Source organism: Kitasatospora sp. NPDC101235 (assembly GCF_044767505.1).
In the GTDB taxonomy this organism is placed as follows: domain Bacteria; phylum Actinomycetota; class Actinomycetes; order Streptomycetales; family Streptomycetaceae; genus Kitasatospora.
In genome coordinates this window covers 68,089-91,696 of sequence record NZ_JBIWNZ010000024.1, presented here as the reverse complement: position 1 = coordinate 91,696, position 23,608 = coordinate 68,089, and the positions used below count along the sequence as shown (strand labels likewise).

Below are 23,608 nucleotides of genomic sequence, written 5' to 3'. Positions count from 1 at the left end.
TCACCCTGCTGGAGGACTCCATGGAGAGCATGGACGCCGTTTCCGTCCGACCCCGCGCGAAGGGTAGGACGAAACCCGCCCCCGACCTGCTGGCCAAGGCGCACCTGGTCGACGTCACCGCGCCCGGCATGGAGGGTCTGGCATTGTGGCTGGCCTCCCGCGGCCTGGACGTCACCGGCAGCATCGGCCCCGCCGATCAGGACAGCGCCGCCGCCCGGCTGCGCGAGGCCGGGGTCAATGTCGCGGTCGGCTTCGACGCCCGCAACGTCCAGGAGGACCGGACCTGTGTGGTGTGGTCGGGGGTGCTGGCCGCTCCGCACCCCGAACTCGACCGCGCCCAGGAACTGCACCTGCCGGTTCTCGCCCGGGCGCACGCGCTCGCCTCGCTGACTACGGACTTCGGCCAGCAGCTGGTGGCCGTCGGTGGTAGCCACGGCACCGCGACGGCGGCGGCGGTGCTCGCCGCCGCGCTGGACGACGGACACACCGGCTGGATCCTCAACGCCCCCACCCTCAACCGCCCGCCGGGGCACAGCGGCGACCGCCGCCTGGTGGTGGACCTCTGCCCGGACACCGCCACCCACGAGCCCGCCCCCAAGGGGTCCTGGAGCTACCGCCCCAACACCGCGTCCCCATACCGGCGGCCTCGACCGGAGGTGACGCTGATCCTCGCCGCCGCGGGAAACGTGCCGCACTTCGAGGACACCGTCGACGCCCTGAACTCGCTCACCGGCCTCGCCCACCGCTCCGGCACCGTGGTCCTGCCGCTGTGGGACAAGAGCACCAGGATCCTTCGCGAGAGACTCACCGACCGGCCCGGCCCGAACGGCCCCACCGTGGTGGTGACCGTCGGCCTCGACGAGAGCGCCGACGTGTGGGTTCTCCCGCCCCGGTGGCTTGGCGGTGAACACCTCCTCGCCCTCCACTACCAGGGCGTGCAGTACCAGTTCACCGTCCCGGTCGCAGGCCGTCACCAGGCCCTGGCAGCATGCGCCGCCATCGCCACCGCCCTCGTCGCCGGCGCGAGCCCGGGGACCGTGGCGGAGCGCCTCACCGCCTTCCGGGGCGTCGAACGCTCGCTCACCGTGCTCGGCACGCAGTGCGGCATCACCGTGGTGGACTCCCGCGCCCGGCACCCCCGCGAAGTCGCCCACGACGTGACGGCCGCCCGGATGCTCACCGAGGGGAACGTGATCGTCGCCCTGGAACCGGACGGCATCGCCCGCACCAGCGCCCATGCCGGCGGCCTCGGCGCCGCCCTCGGCGACGCCGACCACGCACTGCTCCTACCGGTCAGCACGCCGCTGGCCGGATACGACGGGCCCGACCCGCTGGACGCCGTCGAGCGGGCCGCCGTCCGGGTCCTCGGCCCGGACGCGGTTCACCGCGTCCGCTGCGGCCCGCGCGAATCCGGCCCCGAGCAGCGGCTCTTCGAGATGACCGCCGAGGGCGACCTCGTCCTGGTCGTCGGAACCGGCCAGGCCGAGCGGCTCGGAACCCTGCTGCTGGACCACCTCGCCCAGACCGGTGCCCCGGGCCCCGACTGCCCGTGAACCGCCCGCCGACCACCGGAGACACCACCATGGCCATCGCTCTTCCCGCCCACACCCTGACCGAGCAGCAGGTCCGTCTTCTCAGCCACATCGCCGTCGAATCCACGGTCCGCACGATCGCGGCCGACCCCGAACTCCCCTGGAAGCCCGCCGAAGTCGACGCCGCCGTCAAGAACCTGCTGATGGCCACCGGCACCCGCACCGCGTCCCAGCTCGTCGCCTGGGGCACCGCGCACCGCCTGATCACCGCCACCGCACAGCCCTGCGCCGCCCTCTGCGCCGACATCCGGCTGCCCCGGCGCCTCGACCGTGTCCTGGTGGGCTGGGTCGGCGGGCGCACCGCCCCGGAGATCGCGGCCGACTTCGACGTCACCGCCGCCACCGTGCGCGGCTACGGCAAGGACCTGCGTGCCTGGCTGGGCGTGCGCACCCAGATCCAGGCGAGCATCGCCGCCGTCCTCGCCGGCCTGGTCCTGCTCAGCGACATCGACCCCACGTGGCCCGCCGAGCCGCTGCACCGCGCCGCGCCCCGCGGCCAGGCCGCGTGAACTCCCGCCCCACCGGCGGCCGGGCCGCGATCGGAGCCGTCTGCTTCCTCCTCGGCCTCCAGGTCGGCGCCGCCGTCCTCTACCTCGTCCAGCACCGAACCCGGCTCACCCAGCCGATCTACCTGGCGATCTTCGCGCTCGCCGCCTTCGGCACCCTGGCCGTCACCGACCGTCTGATCGCCACTCGTTCCACGCCGAAGCGCCGGACCGGCTCGTCCCAGCAGGACCCGTCTCGGCCAGCTGGCTGAGCACCCGCTTCACCGCATCACCCCATGGCGGCCGTTTCGGGCCAGGGCCGCACCCCGACAACCCCAGACAGACATGATGAGCACCTTACGACCTGCCGACGGACTGGCGGCCCGCGATCTAGACCGCCACCTGATCAACCGCGCGGGCGTCATCGTCGACGCCAACGCCCTCATCCAGCTGCCCGCCGACCGCTTGTCCGGCGCCGACCCGTTCCTCCTGGCCACAGGCGCCCCTGTGCCAGCCACCACTCCCGCCCCGCTGCTGCGGCTGCTGATGCGCGCGGGCTCCATGGACGTCCCCTGTGCACTGGTCACCGAGCGGCTCGGCCGCCACGTGAGCGCCATGCTCGCCGCCAAACGCGTCACCAACGTGTGGTCCGCCTCCGTGTCCGCGGCAGAACACCGTGATCAGGGAACCAACCCCTACCGGGCGGCCGCCGGCGCCCTCGGGCTCCCGGTCGAAAGATGCCTGATCATCGCCACCGATCCGACGCTGTACGAGGCCCAGGTCAGCGGCGCACGCCGCGTCCTCACCAGCGGCTCCGGAACCCTGCGTTCGGCCGCCAAGAGCACCGACAAGCTCAGCCAGTTCGGGCGCAACGTCGCCGTGCAGCTCGCCCTCGGGCACACCTACGACGGCGTAGCCGAGCAGCTCGGCTGCTCCTCCAGTGGCGCTGCCAACGTCATGTCGCGGATGATGCGCCGCCGAGGCTTCACCGACCGCACCCGCGCCATCGTCGACCTCATCAACTCCGGCCTCCTCGACACCGCCGAACTGCGCGCGGCACTGCCCGACACGCTCCCGAGCATTCCTCCGCGGGAGCACGCGGTCCTCACCCTGCTCGCCACCCACGAGGTGCGCGCCGTCGCGCGGATGACCGGCATCAACCCGGACGCCATCGGCGGCATCATCACCCGGGCCGCCAACGCCATCGGGGCGAAGACCCGCACCCAGGCCGTCATCATGGTCCTCCTGCTCGACAGCCCCGGCCCGGCCACCGTCTCCGGCGGTGCCCAGTGAGGCTGGTCGAGTACCCACAGCACTACACCCCCGACGGCAGCCCCACGCTGTACCTGGACCCTTCAGGAGCCGGCCGTTCGGGCTGGCAGAGCGAGGCCATCGCCCTCCTGGAGGCGGCCGGCTTCACCGGCACCGTCCTCAACCCCCGGCCCGCCTCCCACGCGCAAGCGCCGTCCGGCTGGCAGGAGCACAACCTGCGGCGCTTCGGCGCCGTCCTCCTGTGGTGCCCCACCGGCGCGCAGCAGGTACGCGACGTCCGGCAGCGCCTCCTTCGCCTCTCACGCACCGCGCTGGTCGTCGGCTGCGACCACACGCAGCGCGAGCACCGGTTCGTCCACGCCGAACTCCAGGCCACGATGCCGCGGTTGGCCGTCGCCGCCGACCTCGGCGCCGCCGTACGGGCGGCGCTCGACCATCTCAGCGCCCCGGCCGCCCCCCAGACCTGAACTCCCCTTCGACCCACCCCGTCAGGAACACCATGCCCACCGCCGCCCTGCCCCGCCGTTCCCGGTTCCTCATCGAGGACCACGGCCTGATCGGCAGCACCGCCACCGGCGCCCTCGTCCGCAACGACGGCACCATCACCTGGGCGTGCCTGCCCCGATTCGACTCCCCGGCCGTCTTCGCCGCCCTGCTCGGCACAGAGGAGCACGGCTTCTGGCGCCTCGGCCCCGCCACCGACGGCGAGCCCACGGCGGCCGACCGACGCCGCTACCGCGACGACACCATGTCGCTGGAACACGAATGGGACACCCCCACCGGCAGCGTGAGGGTCACCGACTTCATGCCGCTGGGCACCAGGACGCCCCGGATCATCCGCAGCGTCGAGGGCCTGAGCGGCACCGTGGCGATGACCTCGAAGTTCCGGGCCCGCCCCGGCTACGGCGCCCACGCCCCCCTGTACACCCGCACCTCGCGAGGCGCCACCGCGCGCCTGTGCGCCACCGTCCACCCCGACTCCTACTGGCTCGACGGCCCCCACCACGTCCTCACCCGCGCCGGTGCGCGCTGCGACTTCACCGTCACCGCCGGCGAGCGCATCGCCTTCACCCTCACCTGGTCCCCCTCCTCCCACCCGGTTCCTGACCTGCGCAGCCCCCGCTCGGCGCGCACTCGCACCGAGGTGTCCTGGCACGAGTGGGCGTCCCGCTGCGCGTACCAGGGCCCCTACCGGGAGGCGGTCGTCCGCTCCGCCCTCGTCCTCAACTCCCTGTGCCACCCGGGCGGCGGGATCGTCGCCGCCCCCACCACCTCCCTGCCCGAGCAGATCGGCGGCGAACGCAACTGGGACTACCGGTACGTGTGGCTGCGGGATTCCGCCCTGACCATCACCACCCTCGCCCGCCTCGGCCACACCGAGGAAGCCGAAGCCTGGCGCGACTGGCTGCTCGCCGTCCTGGGCCCCGACGTCTCCACCTTCCAGATCCTCTACGGCCTCCACGGCGAACACCACCTGCCCGAAGGCGAGTTGGGCCACCTGCCCGGCTACGAGAACTCCCGGCCCGTGCGGGTCGGCAACGGCGCTGCCGGCCAGCTCCAGCTCGACGTCGCCGGCGAGATCGCCGACGCCCTCCTCGCCGCCGAGGACGCCGGGCTTCTTCCCTCGCGCGACGCCGACGCGATGCTGCGCGCCCTCGCCCGCTGGACCGAGGACCACTGGCAGGAGCCGGACGAGGGCATCTGGGAAGTCCGCGGCCCGCGCCGGCACTTCGTCCACTCCAAGGTCATGGCCTGGGCCGCGATCGACCGCGTCATCACCCTCCTGCGCCGCCGGCCCACCACCACCGCCGACGAACTCGCCCACTGGGAAAAGCTGCGCAACCGGATCCACGCCGACGTCTGCGAACGCGGCTACGACCCGGAGCGCAACACCTTCACCCAGTACTACGGCGGCCGGGAGCTGGACGCCTCGCTGCTGCTGATCCCCCAGGTCGGCTTCCTGCCCCCGGACGACAAGCGCGTCATCGGCACCATCGAGGCGATCCAGCGCGAACTGTCCACCGAGGACGGCTTCGTGCTGCGCTACCCGACCCACGACGAGTCCGGCAACAACGTCGACGGCCTCTCCGGCCACGAGGGCGCCTTCCTGGCCTGCTCGTTCTGGCTGGCCGACGACCTCGCCATGATCGGCCGCCTCCAGGAGGCCCGCGAGCTGTTCGACCGGCTGCTGGCGCTGCGCAACGACCTGGGCCTGCTCGCCGAGGAGTGGGACCCGCGGCTGGGGCGCCAGGTCGGCAACTTCCCCCAGGCCTTCTCCCACCTCGCCCTGGTCGACACCGCGCTGCGGCTGGCCGCCTGCGGTGGCGGCGCCCGTCTTCCGGCCCAGCGCGCCGTTCCCGCCGGGGCGCCCCCCGAGCGGGAGCAGGGCACGCTCACGGTCGCGGGTGTGCGGCAGAGGGGCTGCTGATGGCCGCCCCCGTGCCGTTCGTGTCCAACCGCATCACCGATGCCCGGACAGGCGCCGTCGTCCAGGCCGGACAGGTCGGCGACGTCCATTTCCACCCTGGCGCACCGCCCCGGCCGGTGCCGCGGCAACTCGCCTCGGTCCCCCGGGTGTTCACCGACCGCGAGCACGATGTGGCCACCCTGGACGGGCTGCTCGATGACCTGCCGGAGGGCACCGCTCCCGTGATCGTGATCACCGGGGGCGGCGGGATCGGCAAGCGCACTCTTGCCGCCCGTTGGGGCCACCGGCATGCCGAGCGGTACCCGGACGGACAGCTCCTCGTCCATCTGCGCGCCGAAAGCGTCGGCGGCCCGGCGCCGGCTGCCGAGACCGCCCGCTCGTTGCTGCGCGCTCTCGGGGAAGGCGGAGGGCATCTTCCCTGGCAGGAAGCCGACTTGCAGGCACTGTGGCGTTCCATCGCGGCCACCCGGCGGCTGTTCGTGATGATGGAGGACGCCGCTGGCGCCGACCAGGTCCTGCCGCTGGTCCCCGCCAGCGCCGCCTGCCTGGTCGTCGTCACCAGCCGGTCGCCGATGCCCGCGCTCGCCGCCCACGGCGCGCACCACCACCATCTGGCCCCGCTCACGCCCGCCCACGCCGTCCGGCTGCTCGCTCGCATCGTCGGCGAGGACCGGGTGCGCGCGGAGCCGGAGGCCGCCGAGGCCCTCGTCCGCGCCTGCGAGGGCAACCCTCTGGCCCTTGGCCTGGCCGCCGGCGAGGCCGTCCTCACCCCCTCGCGCCCTCTCGTCTCACACCCCGCCCTCACCACCACCACCTTGGAGAGCGTTCCGATGACCACCGCCGTCGCCCTCGCCGCACTGCCCGAGCCAGAAGCCCGCCTTCTCCGGCTCGCCACGCTGATCCCCGCGCCCGACCTCGACCACTTCGCCGTGGCCGCCGCCACCGCCACCCCCGCCGGACAGACCCTTCACCTGATGCACGAACTCGCGGCCCGCCACCTGCTGGAGCACACCGGCCGGCAGAGCGCGCGCGGCGACGTCTACCGCATCCGCCCCGAGGTCCGGGAAATGATCCGCAACCCGGCCGACGCGCGCCGGCGCGTCGTGCAGTGCTACCTCGACCACCTGATCGCCACCGCCCAGGACACCGTCCAGCTCCTCACCCCGCACCACCGTGTCCTGCCGCGCCAGCACCGCCACCACCCCGCCGAGCCGGTCCCGATCACCGGCGACCGCACCGCGCAGGACTGGCTGGAGGCCATCGCCCCCGCGGTCATGCCCGCCCTCGCCGCCGCCCGCGAACTCGGCGAGCACCAGGCGGCCGTGGTCCTGGTCCACGACCTGTGGCCGCTCTTCCACCGCCTGCGGCGCACCGACCTGAGCGTCCCCTGCCACAAGCTCGGGCTCGGCTTCGCCCGGCTCTGGGGCCACCGCCTGGCCATCTACGAGATGACCACCACCCTGGCCATCTCGCACAAGCGCACCGGAGCCCACGAAGAGGCGCTGCGGCTCTACGAGGAGGGCCGTACCCTCGCCACCGAGGACCAGGACACCAGCCGCATCGCCCAGTGCACAGCCGGCATCGGCGCCACCCTCTACGACGCCGAGCAGTACGCCGCCGCCGAACCCGAACTCACCCGTGCGATCACGCTCTACGCCGACCTCGGCGACCGGCGCGGCACCGGCCTCGCCGAGATCCTCCTCGGCTCCGCCGCCGCCCGTCAGGGCAACACGGACCTCGCGCTCCCGCTGCTCCAGCAGGCCCTCACCGACCTCGAATCGCTCACCCCGCCCGACCCGCTGAACGTGGCCAGGGCGCGGGTGTTCCTGGGAGAAGCCCAGTCCCTCGCCGGTCAGCACGACCCCGCGAACTGGACCATCAGCATCGCCGTGCAGGAGTTCGCGCACCTCGGCCACCGCCACTGGTCGGCCCACGCCATCGAGTACCTCGGGCAGGCCGCCGAACGCGCCGGACAGACCAAAGCCGCCGTCAACTGGTACACCGCCAGCCAGGACCAGTACCGGAACCTGGGTGCCACCCGCGACGAGGAACGCCTCCACAACCGGCTCCTCGCCCTGCTGCACCAGTGACCAGCGCTCACCGGCCCCGCGGCCCGCCGGGCTCGGCGCAGCCCCGGCGCAGTGTCCGAGGCGATCAACAACATCCCAATCAGTCCTGCGAGTTGAGGTCGTTCACCGGATCGTGTGTCATCCGACGCGACACGCCGACACGGCCCCGCCCAGCCGCCTACGGTGGAACATCTGCCGACGCACTCACATACGACAAGCGATCACATGCCCGATCGCGGCCTCGCCGCGCCCTGATCCGGCCGGGCGACCCTTCATATCCGCTCCCCGCCGCTTCGAGAGGAAGAAATCCGATGGCTCACAGGCTGGTTGTGAGAGTCCACTTGGTCGGCCGGCCGACATGAGCTCCCCGAGCCACCCGTCACCTGCTGCCGGCCGCGTGATGGCGGGAAGCAAGGAGACCCGCCTCGTTGTCGTCCGGGGAAACTCCGCCAGCGGCAAGTCGTCGGTGGCCGCCGGGATCCGGCAGCGGTTCGGTCGCGGCCTGGCCCTGGTCGCGCAGGACAACCTCCGCCGGACCGTGCTGCGCGAACGCGACCGGCCCGGCGGCGCGAACATCGGCCTGATCGACACCGTGGCACGCTACGCGCTCGATGCCGGCTACCACGTCATCATCGAAGGCATCCTGTACGCCGACCACTACGGCGAAATGCTCACGGGCCTGGTGGGCGACCACCGCGGTGTCTCCCGCTGCTACTACCTCGACGTCCCGTTCCACGAGACCCTCGCACGGCATGCCTCGAAGACCGATGCCGAGTACCTCACGCGGGTCACCGAGCGGGAGCTGCGGGACTGGTACCGCGAGCACGACCTCCTGCCCGGCGGCATCGAGACCGTCATCGGCAGCGACAGCCCCCTCCACGACACGGTCGACCGCATGATGCACGACACCGGTCTCACGGGTCTGCCCACGCTGGACGACTGAGGCCAGCGCCCGGCCGCCGCGTTCGCGCCGCCGGCCTCCCCCTGACAAGGAGCACCCGAGTGCCCGCACCCGATCCGCGTGCCCGCGCCGCCACGCCGCACGACGCCGACGAGCTGCTGCGGCTGCGCGTCGCGGTCCTGACCGGCGAACCGGTCACCGACCAGTGGCGAGCGACCTTCCGCGACGACGTACGCCGACGACTGGGCACCGACCCGGACCTGTTCGCCTACGTCGCCGACGCACCCGGCGGCGGCCTCGCCGCCTGCGCCATCGGCATCGTCTACCGCGGCTACTGCGGCCCCGCCTACCCGACCGGCCGGTGGGCCAGGATCCACACGGTGGTCACCGACCCCGCCCACCGCCGCCAGGGCCTGGCCCGCGCAGTCACCAGCGCACTGGTCACCGCGATCACTCAGCACGGCTGCTCCATCGAACTGCGCGCCACCGAAGCCGGCGTCCCCCTCTACCGAAGCCTCGGTTTCAAGCCCGTCGACGGCTTCATGGCCTTGCTCCCCACCTCCCCGGGCCGGGCCGATTAGTCCCGGCTCCACCCGCCTTTCCCTCGACGACTACGGAGTCCCGATGCACGAGACGAGCAGGCTGTCGGTCGGCGTCATCGCCCACGATCTGATCACCGACCGGATCGCCACCGTCCACTACGCCCGGCGCAGTTGGACCCCGGGCCCCGCATGGACGGTCCCCGGCGGGAAGGTCGATCCCGGGGAGGAGATCCCTGACGCCGCCGCCCGGGAACTGCGTGAGGAGGTCGGCCTCATCGCCCGCCCGTGCGATCTGCGCCTGGTCCACACGATCCAGGCCAAGGAGGGCTGGGACGGGCTCGGCGGGTTCCTGCTGTTCGTCTTCGCCACCAGCGAGTTCACGGGCACGCTGGTCAACGTCGAGCCGGACAAGCACCTGGAGGTGCGCTGGCACCCCACCACCGCCGTCCTGCCCAGCCCGATGTTCCCGACCTCCAAGGCGGCGGTGGAGGCGTACCTGGCCGGCGAACCCGCGTTCTCCACCCACGGATTCGGCCCCGGCTCCGGACAGCGGCGCCTCGCCGGGACGTGACCCGGCACCGGCCGGCACGGGAACCTTCGCTCGCCGACCGCCCGCACCCGCACCGGCCGATCCCACGTGCTTCCCGGCCCGCCGACACCGAGCAGCACGTCCCACCGCCTCAACGAAAGGGAGTATGTGACCAGCGCACCCACGACCCCCACGGACTCGGCCCCGAACAGCGAGCAACTGCTGTTCGGCGGGCCGATGCGCTACGACTACGGCTGGGCCAAGCACGAGCTGGCCAGCGGCAAGGTCACGTTCTGGGCGGTGGCGCGGCAGATGCCGCACTTCCTGCGCCTGGCCGGACGGATGGCATGGCACGCCGACCGCGCCGCCCTGGTGACCCTGGTCGGCGCCGAGGTACTGCGCGGCCTCGCCGCGGCCGTGGCGCTGATCGCCACCAACCACGCGCTGGCCGCGCTGCTCGCCCCCGGCGATGTCGCCGCCGTGCTGCGCACGGCGCTGCCGGCGATCGTGGCCGTCGGGGTGATCGCGGGCCTGTCCTGCGGCCTGTCCGCCGCCTCCGGGTGGGCCGGCGACCGACTCAAGCCCGCGGTCTTCCGCCAGGCCACCCTCGACTTCCTGGGCATCGTCAGCCGCTCCGAACTGGAGGCCATCGAGGACCCGGCCTTCCTCGCCGAGGTGGACAGCGCCCGCTGGGGCGCCATGTCCCTTCAGAACATCATCGGCCAGGCCACCTCCGTCCTCACCGCCGTCTTCGGCCTCGCCTCCGCCGCCGGGGTCCTGTCCGTCCTCCACCCCGCCCTGCTGCCCATGCTGCTGCTGATCGCCGCCCCGCGGGGCTGGGGAGCGGTGCGCACCGCCCGCCGCCACTACGCCTCCACCCGGGCCTGGCTCCAGCACAACCGGGCCAGCACCCTGCTCGCGGACATGCTGGTCCGCCCGTACTCCGCGGCCGAGCTGCGGGTGCACGCCGCCGGGCCGTTCATCCTCCACCACTACGAGCAGATGGCCCGCGCGGCCGAGAAGGAACAGGCCCGCCTCGCCGGGGCCCGGGCACGCACCGACCTGCTCTCCGCGGCGCTGGCCGGCGCCGCCACCGTCGGCGCGTTCACCCTCCTGGGCTCGCTCGTCATGAACGGTGCGATCCCGCTCGCCGCCGCCGGCACCGCCGTGGTGGCCATCCGCACCGGCTCGGCGAGCATCGGCGGCCTCGTCTCCCAGATCAACGGCCTGTACGAGGAGTCGCTGTTCGTCCGCGACCTCGACCGGCTGCGCCGTGAGGGCCACCGCCGCGCGATTCCCACCGGCGGCACCCCGCTGCCCGAACGCCCCGAGACGATCACCGTCGAGGACGTCTCCTTCACCTATGACGGCCGCGACACTCCCGCCCTCGACAAGGTCACCCTCACCATCCCCCGGGGCAAGGTCATCGCCCTGGTGGGTGCGAACGGTTCGGGCAAGTCGACCCTGGCCAACATCTTGTGCGGCGTCTACCAGCCCCACCAGGGCCGCGTCCGGTGGGACGGCATCGACACCGCGACCGCCGACCGCGACCAGCTCTTCAGCAGCGTCGCCCTGCTCGCCCAGAACTTCCAGCGCTGGTCCTTCACCCTGCGCGCCAACCTGCTCCTGGGCCGTCCCGAAGTCGCCTGCGGCCAGCAGCAGCTGGAGGCCGCCGCCGAATACGCCGACCTCAACCCGATCATCGCGGAACTGCCCCGCGGCTGGGACACCCTCATCGCCAAGGGGCTCGAAGGCGGAGTGGGCCTGTCGGGCGGCCAGTGGCAGAAGGCCGCCCTCGGCCGAACCTACCTGCGCCTGACCACCCCCGACGCCCACGGCCGGCTTCCCGCCCTCGTGGTCGTCGACGAACCGACCTCCGCCATGGACCCCGAAACCGAAGTCGAGACGTTCGAACAGATCCGCCAGCTCACCGCCCTCGGCGTCACCGTCGTCCTCATCACCCACCGCCTCGGCGCCACCGCCAAGGCCGACCACATCTTCGTCCTCGACAACGGAACCCTCGTCGAACAGGGCACCCACACCGAGCTGATGGCCCAGGAACCCGCCACCCGCTACCGCGAGTCCTACCTCCTCCAGGCCGCCCAGTACGACCTCGGCGACCGCCTGCCCCACCAGACGAACCATGCCCCCACCACTGCCTGACCACGCCCCGCAGAACCAGCCCCCTCCAACCTACCCAGACCAGAACGGAGTTCACCGTGCAGACCGAACCGGCCAGCACCGCGCGCACAGCCATGGTGAGCGGCTCCACCGTCCGGATCGGCGAACTCGCCGGCCACGGCCGCCCCAGCGAGGACCGGGTGTTCACCACGACCGATGCCCTGATCGTCCTGGACGGCGTCTCCACCGTCACCGACGACCGGCCCCGAGGCGCCTGGTACGCCGACACCCTCGGCGCGGCCATCGCCGAACTCCTCACCCGCGAGGCGGATACGGACCTGCGCCAGATCCTCGCCTCCGCGATCCAGGGCGTCGCCGACGCCCACGGCCTCGTCGCGGGTTCCTCGCCAGCGTCCACCGCAGCGGTCGTGCGGCGGAGGGCGGATCGGATCGAGGCGGCCGTCCTGGGAGACAGCCCCGTCGTCGCCATCGGCCGCGACGGCACGGTGCACGCGGTGCGCGACGACCGCCTCGCCCGGCTGGTCGACGCCCGACCCGAAGCACGGGAGTACCGCGATCTCCAGCGTGCCGGGCACGGCTTCGGCGACCGGCACCGCCTGATCCTCCAGGAGCTGCGCGACTTCCAGGGCGGCGTGGTCAACCGCCAGGACGGATACTGGATCGCCGAGGCCGTGCCCGAGGCGGGCCTCCACGCGGTCACGGCCTCGTGGCCGGCCGACGACCTGGCCGAGGTCGTGGTCGCCACCGACGGCATCACCGCCGGCGTCGAGGAGTACGGGCTGTACTCGTGGCGGGAACTCGCCCGCGCGTGCCGGCAGGACGGGCCGCAGGCAGTCGCCGACGCCATCGCGCGCGCCGAGCACGAAGACCCCACCGGGCAGCTCTGGCCCCGCTACAAGGTCTCGGACGACAAGGCCCTCGTCTTCTGGCCGCTGCGGGAGCCCAACGGGCCGGCCCTGACGGAGACGGCGGCTTCGAGCGGCGGAGAGGCCGACCGGTGAGGCGGTTCATGACACCGGGGCGCCGTTGGGGCCGCGAGGGCGGCCCCAACGAGAGCTGGATGCGCCCGCACGTCCTGTGGCTGCCACAGGACCAGCCCCAGGTCCTCGGGTACTTCGAACGCCTTCGGCAGATCACCGCCCGCTACCCGGACGTGATCTCCTCGGTGAACCCCGACGACCTGCACATGACGATCCAGAAGATCGACCCGCACACCGCCGCCGGGCAGCGGGTGGATGACGACGTACTCAAGGAAGCGGCTGTCGCAGTGCAGCGGGAGCTGGCCGACCTGCAGCCGTTCACCATCGAGATCGGCCCGGCCCGCGCGTCCGGCTCCGCGGGAATCGTGGAGATCTGGCCCGAGCAGCAGCCGACCGAGCTGTACCGCCAGGTGCGCGCCGGCCTCACCGCTGCGGGGCTGCAACTCCCGTCCGCAGAAACGCACTTCTGGTGCCACATGAGCTGCGGATACGGCGTCCAGGACACCGACACGCCCGAGCTGGCCGCCCGCTCCGACCGCCTGGCCTCCGATCTGGGCCGGGCGATCCGGCCGGGCATCCGCACCAGCGCCACCGTTTCGACAGTCTGGCTGGCCTGGGAACACCAGCACACCGACCCGGTCCGCTACACCTTCGAACGCGTCCACGAGCTGCACCTCGGACAGCCATGACCACGGCGAGGCCCGCGCCGCCGGACGGCCGGGCGAGGCGGCGCCCCTCGCCCGGCCGTCCGGCACCGCCACCGCGAAGCCGGTCGCTGCCCCCCCCTGTGCCGGTGGGGCGGCGGCTAGCCTCGGGCCCACCGAACTCCGCACCCCACCGAGTAGGGGCAACATATGAATTGGACCAGTGACACGCTTCGCCAGGCCGCGTGGTCAGCGTGCGCGGAGATGGAGACCCGCCCGCCGATCGCCCCCCGGACGCCGACCGCCGAGGCTCCGGGGCAGATCTCGCACGACACGCTGACGCTCACCAGGCAGCTGACCTCGGTGGCCGCCGCCGGGCCGCCCGCGCTGCTGGCCCGCACCATCAACGGTGCCCTCGAACAATTGGCTCCCGCCCTCGCGCTGGCGAAGCAGTTCGAGCAGTGGCAAGCCACGCGGCCAACGACGCACGCGGTCGGCGGAGCGGACTTTGCCTGGCCGCTGCACCCCGACCTGGCGCAGGCGTTCGAGGTGACCTTCCCGGTGCTCCACCGGGCCTACGAGGCACTGAAGGAGGCCGCCCGTACCGAGCCCAGCGCCGGCTGGCAGACGCTCGGCAGCCAGGTCCTGCACCGAGGGCCGCGTCTGACGCTGCACCGTGACCAGGTCGTCGAGCCCAACGGCGGGCCGGGGATCTACGACTACATCGACGTGCGGGACGCGGTGCGGATCGTCGCACTCAACGCGCGGGGCGAAGTCGCCCTGGTCGAGGACGACTTCTATCTCCAGGAACGCCGGGTGGTCCACCTGCCCGGTGGCGGGATGGAAACCGGGGAGGAGATCGAGGCGGCTGCGCGGCGGGAGCTGGAAGAGGAAGCGGGCTGGCGCGCCGGCCGGCTACGCAGGATCGGTTCGATCACTCCGCTGCCCAGCTCCACCCGCGCCACCACCCACCTGCTACTCGGCACCGCCCTGGAGCGCGGCCAGCTGCACCGGGACGGGACCGAAGCCGGAATGACCGTGCACTGGGAGCCGCTGTCGGGCGCGGTGGACCTGGTCGCCACCAGCGCGATCCACGAGGCCGGCAGCGTGGCGGCGATCCTCCTGGCCGACCGGCTGCTCCGCGCGGAGGCCCGGTGACGGCGCCCACCGCGCAGGGGCTGCCGCCGGTCGGCTGGCAGCATGACGCCTTACCGCTGCTTCGAGCGTGGGCCGCCGCCGAGCCGCGCATTCGCGACCTGCGGGTACACGGCTCGGCGGCCGAGGGCGCCGAGGGGCTGGACCGCTGGTCCGACCTCGACCTCGTCGTGACCAGCAGCAGCGACCCGCAGGCGCTCGCCGACGACTTCGCCGGCCTGGCCGGCGGCTCGCTCGGCCCGATCTACACCAGCAGCCGCAACAGCGATGAGCACAGCGTCGGGATCCGCCTGGTCCTGCGCGACCTACGCCGCATCGATCTGACCGTTCGCTCGGCCACCGTGCGGGAGCCGGCCCCGGCGGTTCCGCCGCGCGAGACCCAGGAAGTACTGGCCGAGCTGGTGAACGCCTACCGGTTCGATGCCGTCCTGGCGGCGGTCAAGGCCGCCCGCGGCGACGTGCTGATCGGCTCCCACCTGGCCCTCCAGCTACCCCGGCACCTCCGGGTCGCAGCGATGATCCTGCGTGACCGCGACACCGGCACCAACCACCACCGCCACGGCGGCACCTCCTGGGACTCCTGGGCCCACCGGCTGGCCGCCGCAACCCAGCCCTACAGCCCACCGGCCATCACCTCCGCCATCCGCTTCCACACCCACGTCCTGCACCGTCTGCTGGCCGAGCAGGCACCGAAAGCGGTCGGCGACGAGCAGCCGCTGCTGGCCCTGCTCGACGCCGTGGACAGCACCGTCGACTGACCCCGCCGGCCCCGACCCGCGAACATCCGGCTCGACCGCCGCCCGAACGCGCCCGGCCAACAACGAAGGACCGACCACATGCTGCACTTCGCAACGTACAACCTCTTCAACCTCGGATCGGTAAAGAGCCGCCAAGAACAGGACCGCTACGACCTGCTCGTCCAGGTGATCCGCGACATGGACCCCGACGTCCTGGCCGTTCAGGAGATCATCGGCCGGACACCCGAAGCCGCCGCAACCGTGCTGCGCCGACTCGCGGACGACACCGGCCTGAACTGCCAGGCGCTCCGGCCCCACGACGACAGCGCCCCCACCCTCGCCCTGGCGTCCAGCACCCACGACTTCCACACGGCGGTGCTGTGGCGGCCGGGCATCGAACCCGTGCGGGGCGGCTGGCGAGGCTACGACGGCGGGGTGGACTTCTGGCACTCGATGGCCACCGTCGTGCTGGACGTCGGCGGCCCGGAGCCGGTCAAGTTCGCCTCCTACCACGGCGACCCGTTCCGAGGAGACTTCCGGTTCAACGAAGCCCGGCGCGTCCACTCGGCGTTCCGCAGCGGCATCCTGGGCGCGATCGGATCGGACTCCAACTCGATCTCCGCAGACCGCCGCCCGGACGGCACCTACTACGACGACGACCCGTACACCGAGCAGGACCACGAGTGGCTGGAGTACCAGGTGCTGTGGCGGGAAGACCCCGACGACCCTCCCGTCGCCGACCGCCGCGCCGGCGAAGTACTTCGGCGCGGCGGCCTGCTGGACGCTGCCGCCGTCCTGGACGCGCCGTGGCAGCCCTCGGCCGGCCATTGGACCGACGAGAACGGCAACCCGGACATCTGGGGAGAGCGCCGAATCGACCACACGCGCGTCACCCGGCGCCTTTCTCCGGCTCTTCGCTCGCACAGGATCGTGCGTACCGAGCAGTCGCTCGGCGCCTCCGACCACTGCCCCGTCGTCACGGGACTGGACCTTCGCACTCCGGCGCAAGTCTCCCCCGCTGAGGAGCAGTAGCGATCCTCCCGCGCGCGGGGTGCGGCGCCCCCGCCGATGAAGTGCGCTTCGGCCTGCGGACGGCAGCCGGCGTCGTGCTGCCCACCGTGGAGGAACGGCTGCTGCGCGTGCGCCACAGCCACGCTTCCGGGCAACCGATCGCGCTACCCGGCGGGACGGGATCGAGCGCGCAGAGAATCCCACCGGGTGACCGCGGTGCGCGAGCTCCGCGAAGGGCCCCGGCATCACCGTGGAGCTGACGAGCCCGGCCGCCGTCCCGGGTGCGTGCGTGTCCGGCGAGCGGGACCCTGGCCGGCGGCTTGGCCACGGGCCTGCTGACACACTACGGTCCGACCATGTCCCAGCATCAGCTTCCCGATCTGGCCGCCGGCCTGCGAGCGGACCATCTGCGCTTCCTGCGGTCGCCGGACAGCCGGGAGCTGTACAGCTACATCGAGTCCGAGGGCCACCCGCTTCTGTGCCCGGCCGCGTGGACGGCGTTGCCTCGCCAGCAGCGGGTCGACCGGGTCGTCGCGGCCGAGGAGCGCCGCATCGCCGCCGGGACGACGTTCGCCCTCGACACGCCCGTGGTCGAGGCCGTCCGGACGCTTGCCGCGGACCGGACGGTGCCGCTGGTGTTCACCGAGGACGTCCTGCCCGCGCCGTCCGGCCTGCTCGTCACCACGGTGCCGTTGCACGACCTCGGCGAGTTCTCGATCGTGGCCGCCTCCTGGGGCCCGGCCATGGAGGGATTCGGGCCAGGCGTGCACCTGACCTGGTGGTCCGACGTTCGCACCGTCAACCGACAAGTCCCCCTCATGCGGGACTTCGATCTGCACCTGCCCTTCCCTCCCGTCCTGGACTCCCGTCTGATCCAGGCCGACCTGCCGGAGGGCCTCACGTACTCCGCCGGGCCGCTACGGGCCGTCGTCGCCTCCTGGTACGCGCTCACCGCCAGCGGTACCGAGATCTCCGAGCAGCGGCCGTCGCCTGCCATCGGGCGCGCACTGGCCGCGCAGAAGGCGAAGCAGCGCAGCGTCCGCGTAGCCACCACGGCCTCCGCCGACGCCACCCGGCAGGCAATCCTCGCCCGGGCCGCCGCCCGGCACTCCCGGCTGTTCGGCACCCACGGCGCACAGATCGGCGGCATCGACCCGTCTACACCCCCGCCCGGGCCCTCCCATGGCCCGTTCCCTGCCGAACTCGACCACCAGCTTCCCCCGGCCCTTCGCCGTACCGCGCAGCTGTACCGCGAAGCCGCCGAGCGGTGGAACCGGCGGGAGACGGAGATCTTCCAGCAATACCCCGGGGTCCTGGAGCAGCTGGAGGAGCTGCGGGTGCGCGACCACGGGCTCTGGGAGCCGTGGTGCTGGATGCCCGTCAGCGAGGTCGCCCGCTGGCTCATCCAGCAGTGGAGCGTCCCCGCGGAACAGGCGCTCTGGGACGCGGTGCGGATCGCGGCCATCGGTGCCTGGCGCAGCGGCGGGCGACACGCCCTGGTGCACGGCGGCACGGGCTACTGCCAGGAGCCCGACGAGCAGGTGCCCGCGCGAGCGCTTCGCGGCCTGCCTCTCCCCGGGGTCGGTGTGGTGGACGAGGACGGCCCGCAGATCCGGCTGTTCCTCGCCTACCTCGACCAGCCCGCCGGTCAGGACGGTGGTGAGCTGATCCTCCTCGACGACGCGGGCGAGCGGGACTGCGGCGTCCGGGACCTCACCAAGACCAGCCTTCTCCTTGCCGACCACCTGAACCTCACCGACGCGGTGAAGGCCACCAGCCAGTACTACGACGAGGTGGAACGGGCAGAGAGCGGGACACCTCCGCAGCCGGACGAAGCCGCGTTCGTCCAGCAAGCCGCGTTCATGGGATGGTTCACGGGCTTGCTGTCCGCCGCGAGCGTTCCCGGTGCCGCGTACGACGCGGGCGCCGTCGCCGGCCGCAGGCCCACCGCAACGTGGCCTCCCGCACCCGGCTTGCTGCCTGAGCTGGTGCTGTGGCAGATGCGCCGCGGCGAGGAGGGGTAGCCCCGGCAGGCCGGCGGCAAGGCGCTCGCAGGGCGACCGCGTGCCCGTCTTCCGCCTGGTCCTCACCGGCGCATCGGCGAGCGCGTCACCCGCGTCCCCCGGTCCGCCAGCCGGCCGGGGGCGGCCACTTACGGCAGGGGCTGCTCCAGGGGCCAGCCGTCGCGCAGCAGCGGGTAGGCGGTCGCGGGATCTTCCAGGACTCCGCCGCCGTCGACACCGGGGCGAAGCGCGGAGTCGGTGAACTGGACGCCAACGTAGGCGCTGCCTCCGGGGCCGGACCAGGACCAGGTCGGGTCTACGACCACTCCCTCGGCGGTCGTGCACCAGCCGTGCGCGAACGGGATACCGGCGCGCACGGAGACCGCCCAGCCCTCCGCGTAGACCAGGGACGGGTACGCCAGTTCGGTACGCCGCGCGTTGGCGTAGCAGTGCCGTTCCGGCATAGGCCCGACTCCGGAGGGAAGTGCCGCCGGAGTGCACCACTGGCCATGGGCGAGCAGGACGTCATACACCGACCGGTATGCCCAGTCGACGGTGCCCATACGGTCGAAGGACCGTTTCAGTTCGGCCCGTTGCCGTATGAAGCCGATCAGCATCCGTTCGGCCTGGGTGAGCGTCATGAGGGGGAGGCTAGCGCTCGCCTTGCCCTCGGGGCTCGCCGTCGGCGTGGGCCGAGACTCCCGGATGCCGTCCTGCGGTACCGCACGGTGTCCCGCCTCCCGAACGACGCGGTGACGGTGTCGCGCCTGCCGGTCCCGTGAACGCGCACCACAGTGCTGGACGCTGAACACGCCCTCGGCGCCCTGGCCATCGTGTCGGCCGTCAGGCGACGTCGGCCGCCGATCGCGGGCGAATTCCGTGACGGCCGTACTCCGTCGGCCCTAGGCTGGGCAGGTGACCTGGACGTTCCCCACGAGCCGCATCAGCCACGACGGCGCCGGCACCGTGGCGCTGGAGATCTGCCATCGCGTCAGCGACTACACCGCCGTCGCCAGGAGGCGCGGCCAGGTGTTCTGGACCAGCAGCGCGCTGCCCGACGGCGCGACCGCGCTGGACGTCCACTGCCCCGTGTGTATGGCGGACCGCGGCCTGACCGTCTCCGGCGCCTGGGGTGACCCGGCCGAGCTGACCTGCCTGTGTGGGCACTCCTGGACACCCCTGCTGCCCGGGCTGCCGCCCGAGCAGCTGCTGCGGCAGCTGGTCCGCCTGGCGCTCGGAGGGCCGATCGACGCGATCCGCTACCGCCTGATCAAGGTCGACGCGGCCGACACTCATCCGAACCCGCTACAGGACGCCGTCAGGCCCGTGGTCGACGAGGCCGGGCGTGAACTCAACCGCAGGACGTGGGTCTTCGACGACGACGAGAGCAGCATCGCCTCCGACCTGCTGACGCGGGCCGGCCTTCGGGAGTACTGGAGCCCCCAGGCCCTGGACGCCCTGTCCCGGCAGAGCCGTACGGAGGAGGAACGTCTCGCGTGGGTCGTGGACAACTACCGGGCGCTGGCCGCGTGCAGCCGGTCCACGCGGGGGCGCCTGGGGCTCTTCCTGGCGCGGGCCGCGAGCCGGTTGCGGCCGATCGGCGTGATGACCATGGACGACCTGGAGCCCGGTGTGACGTGGTCCGGTGTGTCGCCGGTCCTGGAAGACGCCCGCGGCGCCCTGGGCGCGGTCCATGTGGTCCTCACCGCCGGCGCCACCGGCAACGTCGACTACTGACCGACCGGTGCTCCGGCACCGGGGCAGTTCCCACGGAAGTGGGCATCGTCCTGCCCTTGCGCACCCGGTTCCGCGCACGCAGCCGCCCGCCAGGCCCGAGCACCTCGCCCCGGTCGGCGCCGACGCCGTCGACGCGGCCGTACGGCTAGGGTGAGCCGGTGACGTGGAGAATCCTGACCAGGCGGCTCGGGCATGACGCCGCCGGGAACCTGCAGGTGGTCATTCGCCACCACGTGCCACAAGGGACATCCTTCGATCTCCCGCGGTTTTCCCCGGACACGGCCGAGCGCTTCCCGGCCGTGAACTGCCCAAGTTGCGGCGGCGACGGCGACCTCACCGTGGTCGGGCGCTGGGGCGAGCCCGCGCAGCTGACCTGCCCGTGTGGACATTCCTGGACCCCGCACCTGCCGCTGCTGTCCCCGCAGGCGCTGCTGCGCGAGATCGTACGGCAGGCCCTGGAAGCCGGTGAGCTCACCTATCAGGAAGCCTGCACCGATCCCGACAGCGGCGCGGCGACACCGCGCCAGGACGCCGTCCGCGCCCCGCTCACCATGGCCTCGCGGTCCCTCAATCGCCGGATGTGGGTGTTCGACGACTACGAGCGCGCCGTCGCGTACGACCTGCTCACCAGGCTCCGCCCTGACGACACGGAGACGGAAGCGGCGAGCAGCGCCGACCGGCTTCGCACGCTCCACCGCCGCCTCGACGCCCTCGGCGAGTACGCAGCCATGGTCAACGGCCCGCTCGGCGAGCTGCTTAACAGCTGCAGCGCCGCACTGCGCCCGGCCCGCGGGCTGACGGCCGACGACCTCGAACCCGGCCCCATCCCGGAGAACCCGCCGGTTCTGCTGGATGCCGAACTCGCCATCGGCGCCCTGATCACGGTGCTTCGCGCCGGATCGACGGGTGAAGTCGACTACTGATCGCCCGCTTCCCCGGGCCCGAGGTCCCAGGAATTGCGGCGCCACCATGGAGCCTGCCAGTCGATCAGCCTGGCGGAGGCAATCCTGGCCGTGCTGCCCGTGCCGTCCGGCGCGACCACCTGTACGGCACCGGTGTGCGGCAGTACCGCGTCCGGCCTGTGGCGCCCGCGCACCTGGCCGGGATCGCGGTCGGTGAGGTCGAACCGGCGCAACGCCGCCCACACTGTCCACTCCCGCAAGGCGATCCCCGCCCAGACGGCATGGTCCTCCTCGGTGTCCAGTTCGACCAGCAGCGGTGACCAGGACCGGTCGGGCCCGCGGGATCCACGTTCCAGCAGCACCGCGCACCGGCGCGGCGAGACGATGCCGACAACGTCCTCGATCAACTTGTCGTGGAGGAGCCGCCCGAGGACAAGCTCGACCGCGTCGTCGTCCAGCCCCGGCAGAGAGGCCAGGAGCAGGCCATGTGCGGTGCCTTCGTGAAGGAAGTCGCAGGCCCCAGGGCCGGTCGCGTACACACCGGTGTTGAGGACATTGTCGTCATGGGTGTACGGCGGATCGTCGTGATCTCGGTACAGCGACAGGCTGACGCGCGGCGGCGCGGAAGGCCCCTGGTCGTCTACCACAGCCCTGGCCCGCGCCCCGGCCGTGTTGCCGAGCACGGCGCTCCCCGCCAGCGCCGCCCCCAGTCCGCGGTCGGGGCGTTCCCGCAGCATCTCCGCCAACGCATGCCGACGCGCGCCGACCGCCGACGACGACCCGGAGGTCACGGCCTCGCGGTGGCAGGCAAGCACGCGCCCTACCTGCCGAGCCACTACACTCCCGTCTCCGACGGACGCCGCCACCTCCTCCAGTGACGCCGTCACCAACGGCGCGCCGAACCCGAGCGGCGTTCGCGGGAAGCGATGCAAGGCCTCCGCGAGCAGCAGCACGGTCTCCTCGCGGCCCTGGAGACCACCGATCCGCTGCTCCGCCCAGGCCGTCAGGCACTCCGCCCACTCCCGGCACTGGCCGAAGCCGTCATCGGCGGCCAGTTGCCCGAACAACGCGTTCGGTTGCACGTCGGTCCTGTTCCTCTCCAGCCGGCCCCAGCCTCATACTGTCCTGCCTGAAGCAACGCGCCAAGAGCGTCGGCTCCTCGAACAGGGCATCAGGCGTGCGTTCACGCAGGCTACCGCGTGGCCGGCTCCGCTACTGCGGCCCGGATCCCGTGATCACCGATCGGGAATTGCGTTGCGCCGATCGCCCGTCGATCGCTTCCATGATGTGATGGAGACACCAACTCCCGTCACCATTAGTGCATTTCGCCGCGACGGTTACTGCGTGCTGCCCGATGTCCTGTCCGCTGGGCTGATCCGGCGCTGGCGCTCACTGCTCAGCAGGCACATCGCCCTCACCCCGCCCGCATCTGACCGCACCGGCCCCTACTTCCTGTGGCCGCCACTGGCCCAAGACACCGAACTGCGCGACCTCTACGAGATCAGCGGGATCACCAATGCTGTCCAGCCGTTCCTACGCGTAGGGCTCGGCCTTCCGGCACCCGAGGTCGCTCAGCTGGCGTTCACCTTGCCTCCCCACCCCCACCACCCCGGGGGCCCGCACATCGACGGTCTCACCCCCACCGAGGATGACGGCCGCCCAGGGACGTTTACCCTTCTCGTCGGCCTGCTGCTAACCGACCAGCGGGAGCGCGACCGCGGCAATCTGTGGGTCTGGCCCGGCACTCACCTGGGAACCGCCGCCTGGCTTCGCGAGCACGGAGCCGACGCGCTACGCGGCGCTGCACCCTATCCGCCCGTGGATCTGCCTGCCCCACTGCAGGTGACCGGCTCTGCCGGCAGCCTGGTCCTCGCGCACTACCTGCTCGCCCACAACATCGGCGGTCACTTCGGCACCACCCGCGACGAACGGCGCGAGACCGTGTACTTCCGCCTGCTCGCCGACGGCCATCGCCAGCGGTGGCGCGAGGCGGTCATCGACCCCTTGCTGGAGTTCACCACAGTGGGGCCTGAACCCGGCACTGTGGCGTCCGGCAGCTGGTGATAGGCCATTCTCCGGCCACGCCGGCTTCGCCCTCACCGAGCTGGGCGGCTGCCGCCAGGCGCTCGATGGGTTCTTGGCCGAATGCCCTTACGCAGCAGCCGACCGCCTTCCGCCGCCGGGAACAATGACGCCAAGCTCCAACGCAAGCAGCGCGCTGGGCACCCGGTACGAGCGACCGTCGCGCCGAAGCGGCACGGGATAGTCGCCCTGCCGCGCCAGTTCGTACCCACGGGTGCGACCGAGACCGAGTGCGCGGTTGGCGGTATCAAGGTCGACCACAGTCGGCAGTTCGAGCAGTTGGGCGATGGTCATGCCGGGTCGGGCCTGGACAACGTTGCGCGACATAGGACGCTCCCACTCAGACAAGAAAGTGTTCCCTTTTAGAGAACACCATGCCATATGATCTGATCCAGAT

Annotated in this window: 23 protein-coding genes; 20 read left to right on the top strand and 3 right to left on the bottom strand. The window is 72.3% G+C overall.

Annotated features, from left to right (window positions below; genetic code table 11):
* Positions 1-20 precede the first annotated feature (20 nt).
* From ACIRRH_RS31825 to ACIRRH_RS31745, 17 genes are all read left to right on the top strand, one after another.
* Positions 21-1,553, top strand: a complete 1,533-nt coding sequence (locus ACIRRH_RS31825) for a Mur ligase domain-containing protein (RefSeq protein WP_403074253.1) — start codon at positions 21-23, stop codon at positions 1,551-1,553.
* Positions 1,554-1,582: 29 nt separating this feature from the next.
* Complete coding sequence (locus tag ACIRRH_RS31820; RefSeq protein WP_403074252.1) at positions 1,583-2,101, top strand: hypothetical protein; 519 nt, start codon at positions 1,583-1,585, stop codon at positions 2,099-2,101.
* The gene (locus ACIRRH_RS31815) at positions 2,098-2,349 is read left to right on the top strand and encodes a hypothetical protein (protein ID WP_403074250.1); all 252 of its coding nucleotides are present in this window, start codon (positions 2,098-2,100) and stop codon (positions 2,347-2,349) included. Before ACIRRH_RS31820 ends, ACIRRH_RS31815 begins: the two co-directional genes overlap by 4 nt.
* A 76-nt stretch (positions 2,350-2,425) precedes the next feature.
* Entirely contained in the window at positions 2,426-3,370 is a 945-nt protein-coding gene (locus ACIRRH_RS31810) for a hypothetical protein (protein WP_403074249.1), read from the top strand.
* Positions 3,367-3,816 carry a hypothetical protein gene (locus ACIRRH_RS31805; RefSeq protein WP_403074247.1) on the top strand — a complete coding sequence of 150 codons (450 nt, stop codon included), beginning with the start codon at positions 3,367-3,369 and terminating at the stop codon, positions 3,814-3,816. The genes ACIRRH_RS31810 and ACIRRH_RS31805 overlap by 4 nt, the downstream gene beginning before the upstream one ends.
* Before the next feature lie 32 nt (positions 3,817-3,848).
* Positions 3,849-5,777: a glycoside hydrolase family 15 protein gene (locus ACIRRH_RS31800; protein WP_403074245.1), complete on the top strand. Its 1,929-nt coding sequence runs from the start codon at positions 3,849-3,851 to the stop codon at positions 5,775-5,777.
* Positions 5,777-7,867 carry an NB-ARC domain-containing protein gene (locus ACIRRH_RS31795; protein WP_403074243.1) on the top strand — a complete coding sequence of 697 codons (2,091 nt, stop codon included), beginning with the start codon at positions 5,777-5,779 and terminating at the stop codon, positions 7,865-7,867. Before ACIRRH_RS31800 ends, ACIRRH_RS31795 begins: the two co-directional genes overlap by 1 nt.
* A gap of 379 nt (positions 7,868-8,246) precedes the next feature.
* On the top strand, positions 8,247-8,789 hold the full coding sequence (locus ACIRRH_RS31790) for an AAA family ATPase (protein WP_403074241.1): 543 nt from the start codon (positions 8,247-8,249) through the stop codon (positions 8,787-8,789).
* A 59-nt stretch (positions 8,790-8,848) separates the two neighbouring features.
* Positions 8,849-9,328 (top strand): GNAT family N-acetyltransferase, encoded by a 480-nt coding sequence (locus ACIRRH_RS31785; RefSeq protein ID WP_403074239.1) that lies wholly within the window; start codon positions 8,849-8,851, stop codon positions 9,326-9,328.
* A gap of 43 nt (positions 9,329-9,371) precedes the next feature.
* On the top strand, positions 9,372-9,860 hold the full coding sequence (locus tag ACIRRH_RS31780; protein WP_403074237.1) for an NUDIX domain-containing protein: 489 nt from the start codon (positions 9,372-9,374) through the stop codon (positions 9,858-9,860).
* A 126-nt stretch (positions 9,861-9,986) separates the two neighbouring features.
* Positions 9,987-11,981: an ABC transporter ATP-binding protein gene (locus tag ACIRRH_RS31775; protein ID WP_403074235.1), complete on the top strand. Its 1,995-nt coding sequence runs from the start codon at positions 9,987-9,989 to the stop codon at positions 11,979-11,981.
* A gap of 56 nt (positions 11,982-12,037) precedes the next feature.
* Positions 12,038-12,961 (top strand): protein phosphatase 2C domain-containing protein, encoded by a 924-nt coding sequence (locus tag ACIRRH_RS31770; protein ID WP_403074233.1) that lies wholly within the window; start codon positions 12,038-12,040, stop codon positions 12,959-12,961.
* A gap of 8 nt (positions 12,962-12,969) precedes the next feature.
* Entirely contained in the window at positions 12,970-13,629 is a 660-nt protein-coding gene (locus ACIRRH_RS31765) for a 2'-5' RNA ligase family protein (protein ID WP_403074231.1), read from the top strand.
* 219 nt (positions 13,630-13,848) lie between these two features.
* Positions 13,849-14,742: an NUDIX domain-containing protein gene (locus ACIRRH_RS31760; RefSeq protein WP_403074230.1), complete on the top strand. Its 894-nt coding sequence runs from the start codon at positions 13,849-13,851 to the stop codon at positions 14,740-14,742.
* Positions 14,739-15,497, top strand: coding sequence for a hypothetical protein (locus tag ACIRRH_RS31755; protein WP_403074229.1), 759 nt, complete (start codon positions 14,739-14,741; stop codon positions 15,495-15,497). The genes ACIRRH_RS31760 and ACIRRH_RS31755 overlap by 4 nt, the downstream gene beginning before the upstream one ends.
* A 78-nt stretch (positions 15,498-15,575) precedes the next feature.
* Complete coding sequence (locus ACIRRH_RS31750) at positions 15,576-16,508, top strand: endonuclease/exonuclease/phosphatase family protein (RefSeq protein ID WP_403074227.1); 933 nt, start codon at positions 15,576-15,578, stop codon at positions 16,506-16,508.
* Positions 16,509-16,843: 335 nt separating this feature from the next.
* Positions 16,844-18,511: a hypothetical protein gene (locus ACIRRH_RS31745; protein WP_403074225.1), complete on the top strand. Its 1,668-nt coding sequence runs from the start codon at positions 16,844-16,846 to the stop codon at positions 18,509-18,511.
* A 128-nt stretch (positions 18,512-18,639) separates the two neighbouring features.
* Here the strand turns inward: ACIRRH_RS31745 and ACIRRH_RS31740 are convergent, their stop codons facing one another.
* Positions 18,640-19,131, bottom strand: a complete 492-nt coding sequence (locus ACIRRH_RS31740) for a hypothetical protein (RefSeq protein WP_403074223.1) — start codon at positions 19,129-19,131, stop codon at positions 18,640-18,642.
* Positions 19,132-19,405: 274 nt separating this feature from the next.
* Here ACIRRH_RS31740 and ACIRRH_RS31735 point away from each other — a divergent pair, with 274 nt between their 5' ends.
* Both ACIRRH_RS31735 and ACIRRH_RS31730 read left to right on the top strand, forming a co-directional pair.
* Entirely contained in the window at positions 19,406-20,227 is an 822-nt protein-coding gene (locus ACIRRH_RS31735; protein WP_403074221.1) for a hypothetical protein, read from the top strand.
* 299 nt (positions 20,228-20,526) lie between these two features.
* Positions 20,527-21,150: a hypothetical protein gene (locus tag ACIRRH_RS31730; protein WP_403074219.1), complete on the top strand. Its 624-nt coding sequence runs from the start codon at positions 20,527-20,529 to the stop codon at positions 21,148-21,150.
* On the opposite strand, the gene ACIRRH_RS31725 is transcribed toward ACIRRH_RS31730, so the two are convergent.
* Positions 21,144-22,211, bottom strand: coding sequence for a hypothetical protein (locus ACIRRH_RS31725; protein WP_403074217.1), 1,068 nt, complete (start codon positions 22,209-22,211; stop codon positions 21,144-21,146). The two genes, ACIRRH_RS31730 and ACIRRH_RS31725, sit on opposite strands and share 7 nt — an antisense overlap.
* Before the next feature lie 208 nt (positions 22,212-22,419).
* Here ACIRRH_RS31725 and ACIRRH_RS31720 point away from each other — a divergent pair, with 208 nt between their 5' ends.
* Positions 22,420-23,193, top strand: coding sequence for a phytanoyl-CoA dioxygenase family protein (locus ACIRRH_RS31720; protein ID WP_403074215.1), 774 nt, complete (start codon positions 22,420-22,422; stop codon positions 23,191-23,193).
* Positions 23,194-23,280: 87 nt separating this feature from the next.
* Here ACIRRH_RS31720 and ACIRRH_RS31715 read toward each other — a convergent pair whose 3' ends face one another.
* Positions 23,281-23,538 (bottom strand): hypothetical protein, encoded by a 258-nt coding sequence (locus ACIRRH_RS31715; RefSeq protein WP_403074213.1) that lies wholly within the window; start codon positions 23,536-23,538, stop codon positions 23,281-23,283.
* Between the last annotated feature and the right edge of the window lie 70 nt (positions 23,539-23,608).

What these genes read in the sequence shown, in the direction of transcription:
- ACIRRH_RS31825 (WP_403074253.1), top strand. Translation starts at nt 21, where the DNA reads ATGGAGAGCATGGACGCCGTTTCCGTCCGACCCCGCGCGAAGGGTAGG.
- ACIRRH_RS31820 (WP_403074252.1), top strand. Translation starts at nt 1,583, where the DNA reads ATGGCCATCGCTCTTCCCGCCCACACCCTGACCGAGCAGCAGGTCCGT.
- ACIRRH_RS31810 (WP_403074249.1), top strand. Translation starts at nt 2,426, where the DNA reads ATGAGCACCTTACGACCTGCCGACGGACTGGCGGCCCGCGATCTAGAC.
- ACIRRH_RS31800 (WP_403074245.1), top strand. Translation starts at nt 3,849, where the DNA reads ATGCCCACCGCCGCCCTGCCCCGCCGTTCCCGGTTCCTCATCGAGGAC.
- ACIRRH_RS31795 (WP_403074243.1), top strand. Translation starts at nt 5,777, where the DNA reads ATGGCCGCCCCCGTGCCGTTCGTGTCCAACCGCATCACCGATGCCCGG.
- ACIRRH_RS31790 (WP_403074241.1), top strand. Translation starts at nt 8,247, where the DNA reads ATGGCGGGAAGCAAGGAGACCCGCCTCGTTGTCGTCCGGGGAAACTCC.
- ACIRRH_RS31780 (WP_403074237.1), top strand. Translation starts at nt 9,372, where the DNA reads ATGCACGAGACGAGCAGGCTGTCGGTCGGCGTCATCGCCCACGATCTG.
- ACIRRH_RS31765 (WP_403074231.1), top strand. Translation starts at nt 12,970, where the DNA reads ATGACACCGGGGCGCCGTTGGGGCCGCGAGGGCGGCCCCAACGAGAGC.
- ACIRRH_RS31760 (WP_403074230.1), top strand. Translation starts at nt 13,849, where the DNA reads ATGGAGACCCGCCCGCCGATCGCCCCCCGGACGCCGACCGCCGAGGCT.
- ACIRRH_RS31750 (WP_403074227.1), top strand. Translation starts at nt 15,576, where the DNA reads ATGCTGCACTTCGCAACGTACAACCTCTTCAACCTCGGATCGGTAAAG.
- ACIRRH_RS31745 (WP_403074225.1), top strand. Translation starts at nt 16,844, where the DNA reads ATGTCCCAGCATCAGCTTCCCGATCTGGCCGCCGGCCTGCGAGCGGAC.
- ACIRRH_RS31740 (WP_403074223.1), bottom strand. Translation starts at nt 19,131, where the DNA reads ATGACGCTCACCCAGGCCGAACGGATGCTGATCGGCTTCATACGGCAA.
- ACIRRH_RS31720 (WP_403074215.1), top strand. Translation starts at nt 22,420, where the DNA reads ATGGAGACACCAACTCCCGTCACCATTAGTGCATTTCGCCGCGACGGT.
- ACIRRH_RS31715 (WP_403074213.1), bottom strand. Translation starts at nt 23,538, where the DNA reads ATGTCGCGCAACGTTGTCCAGGCCCGACCCGGCATGACCATCGCCCAA.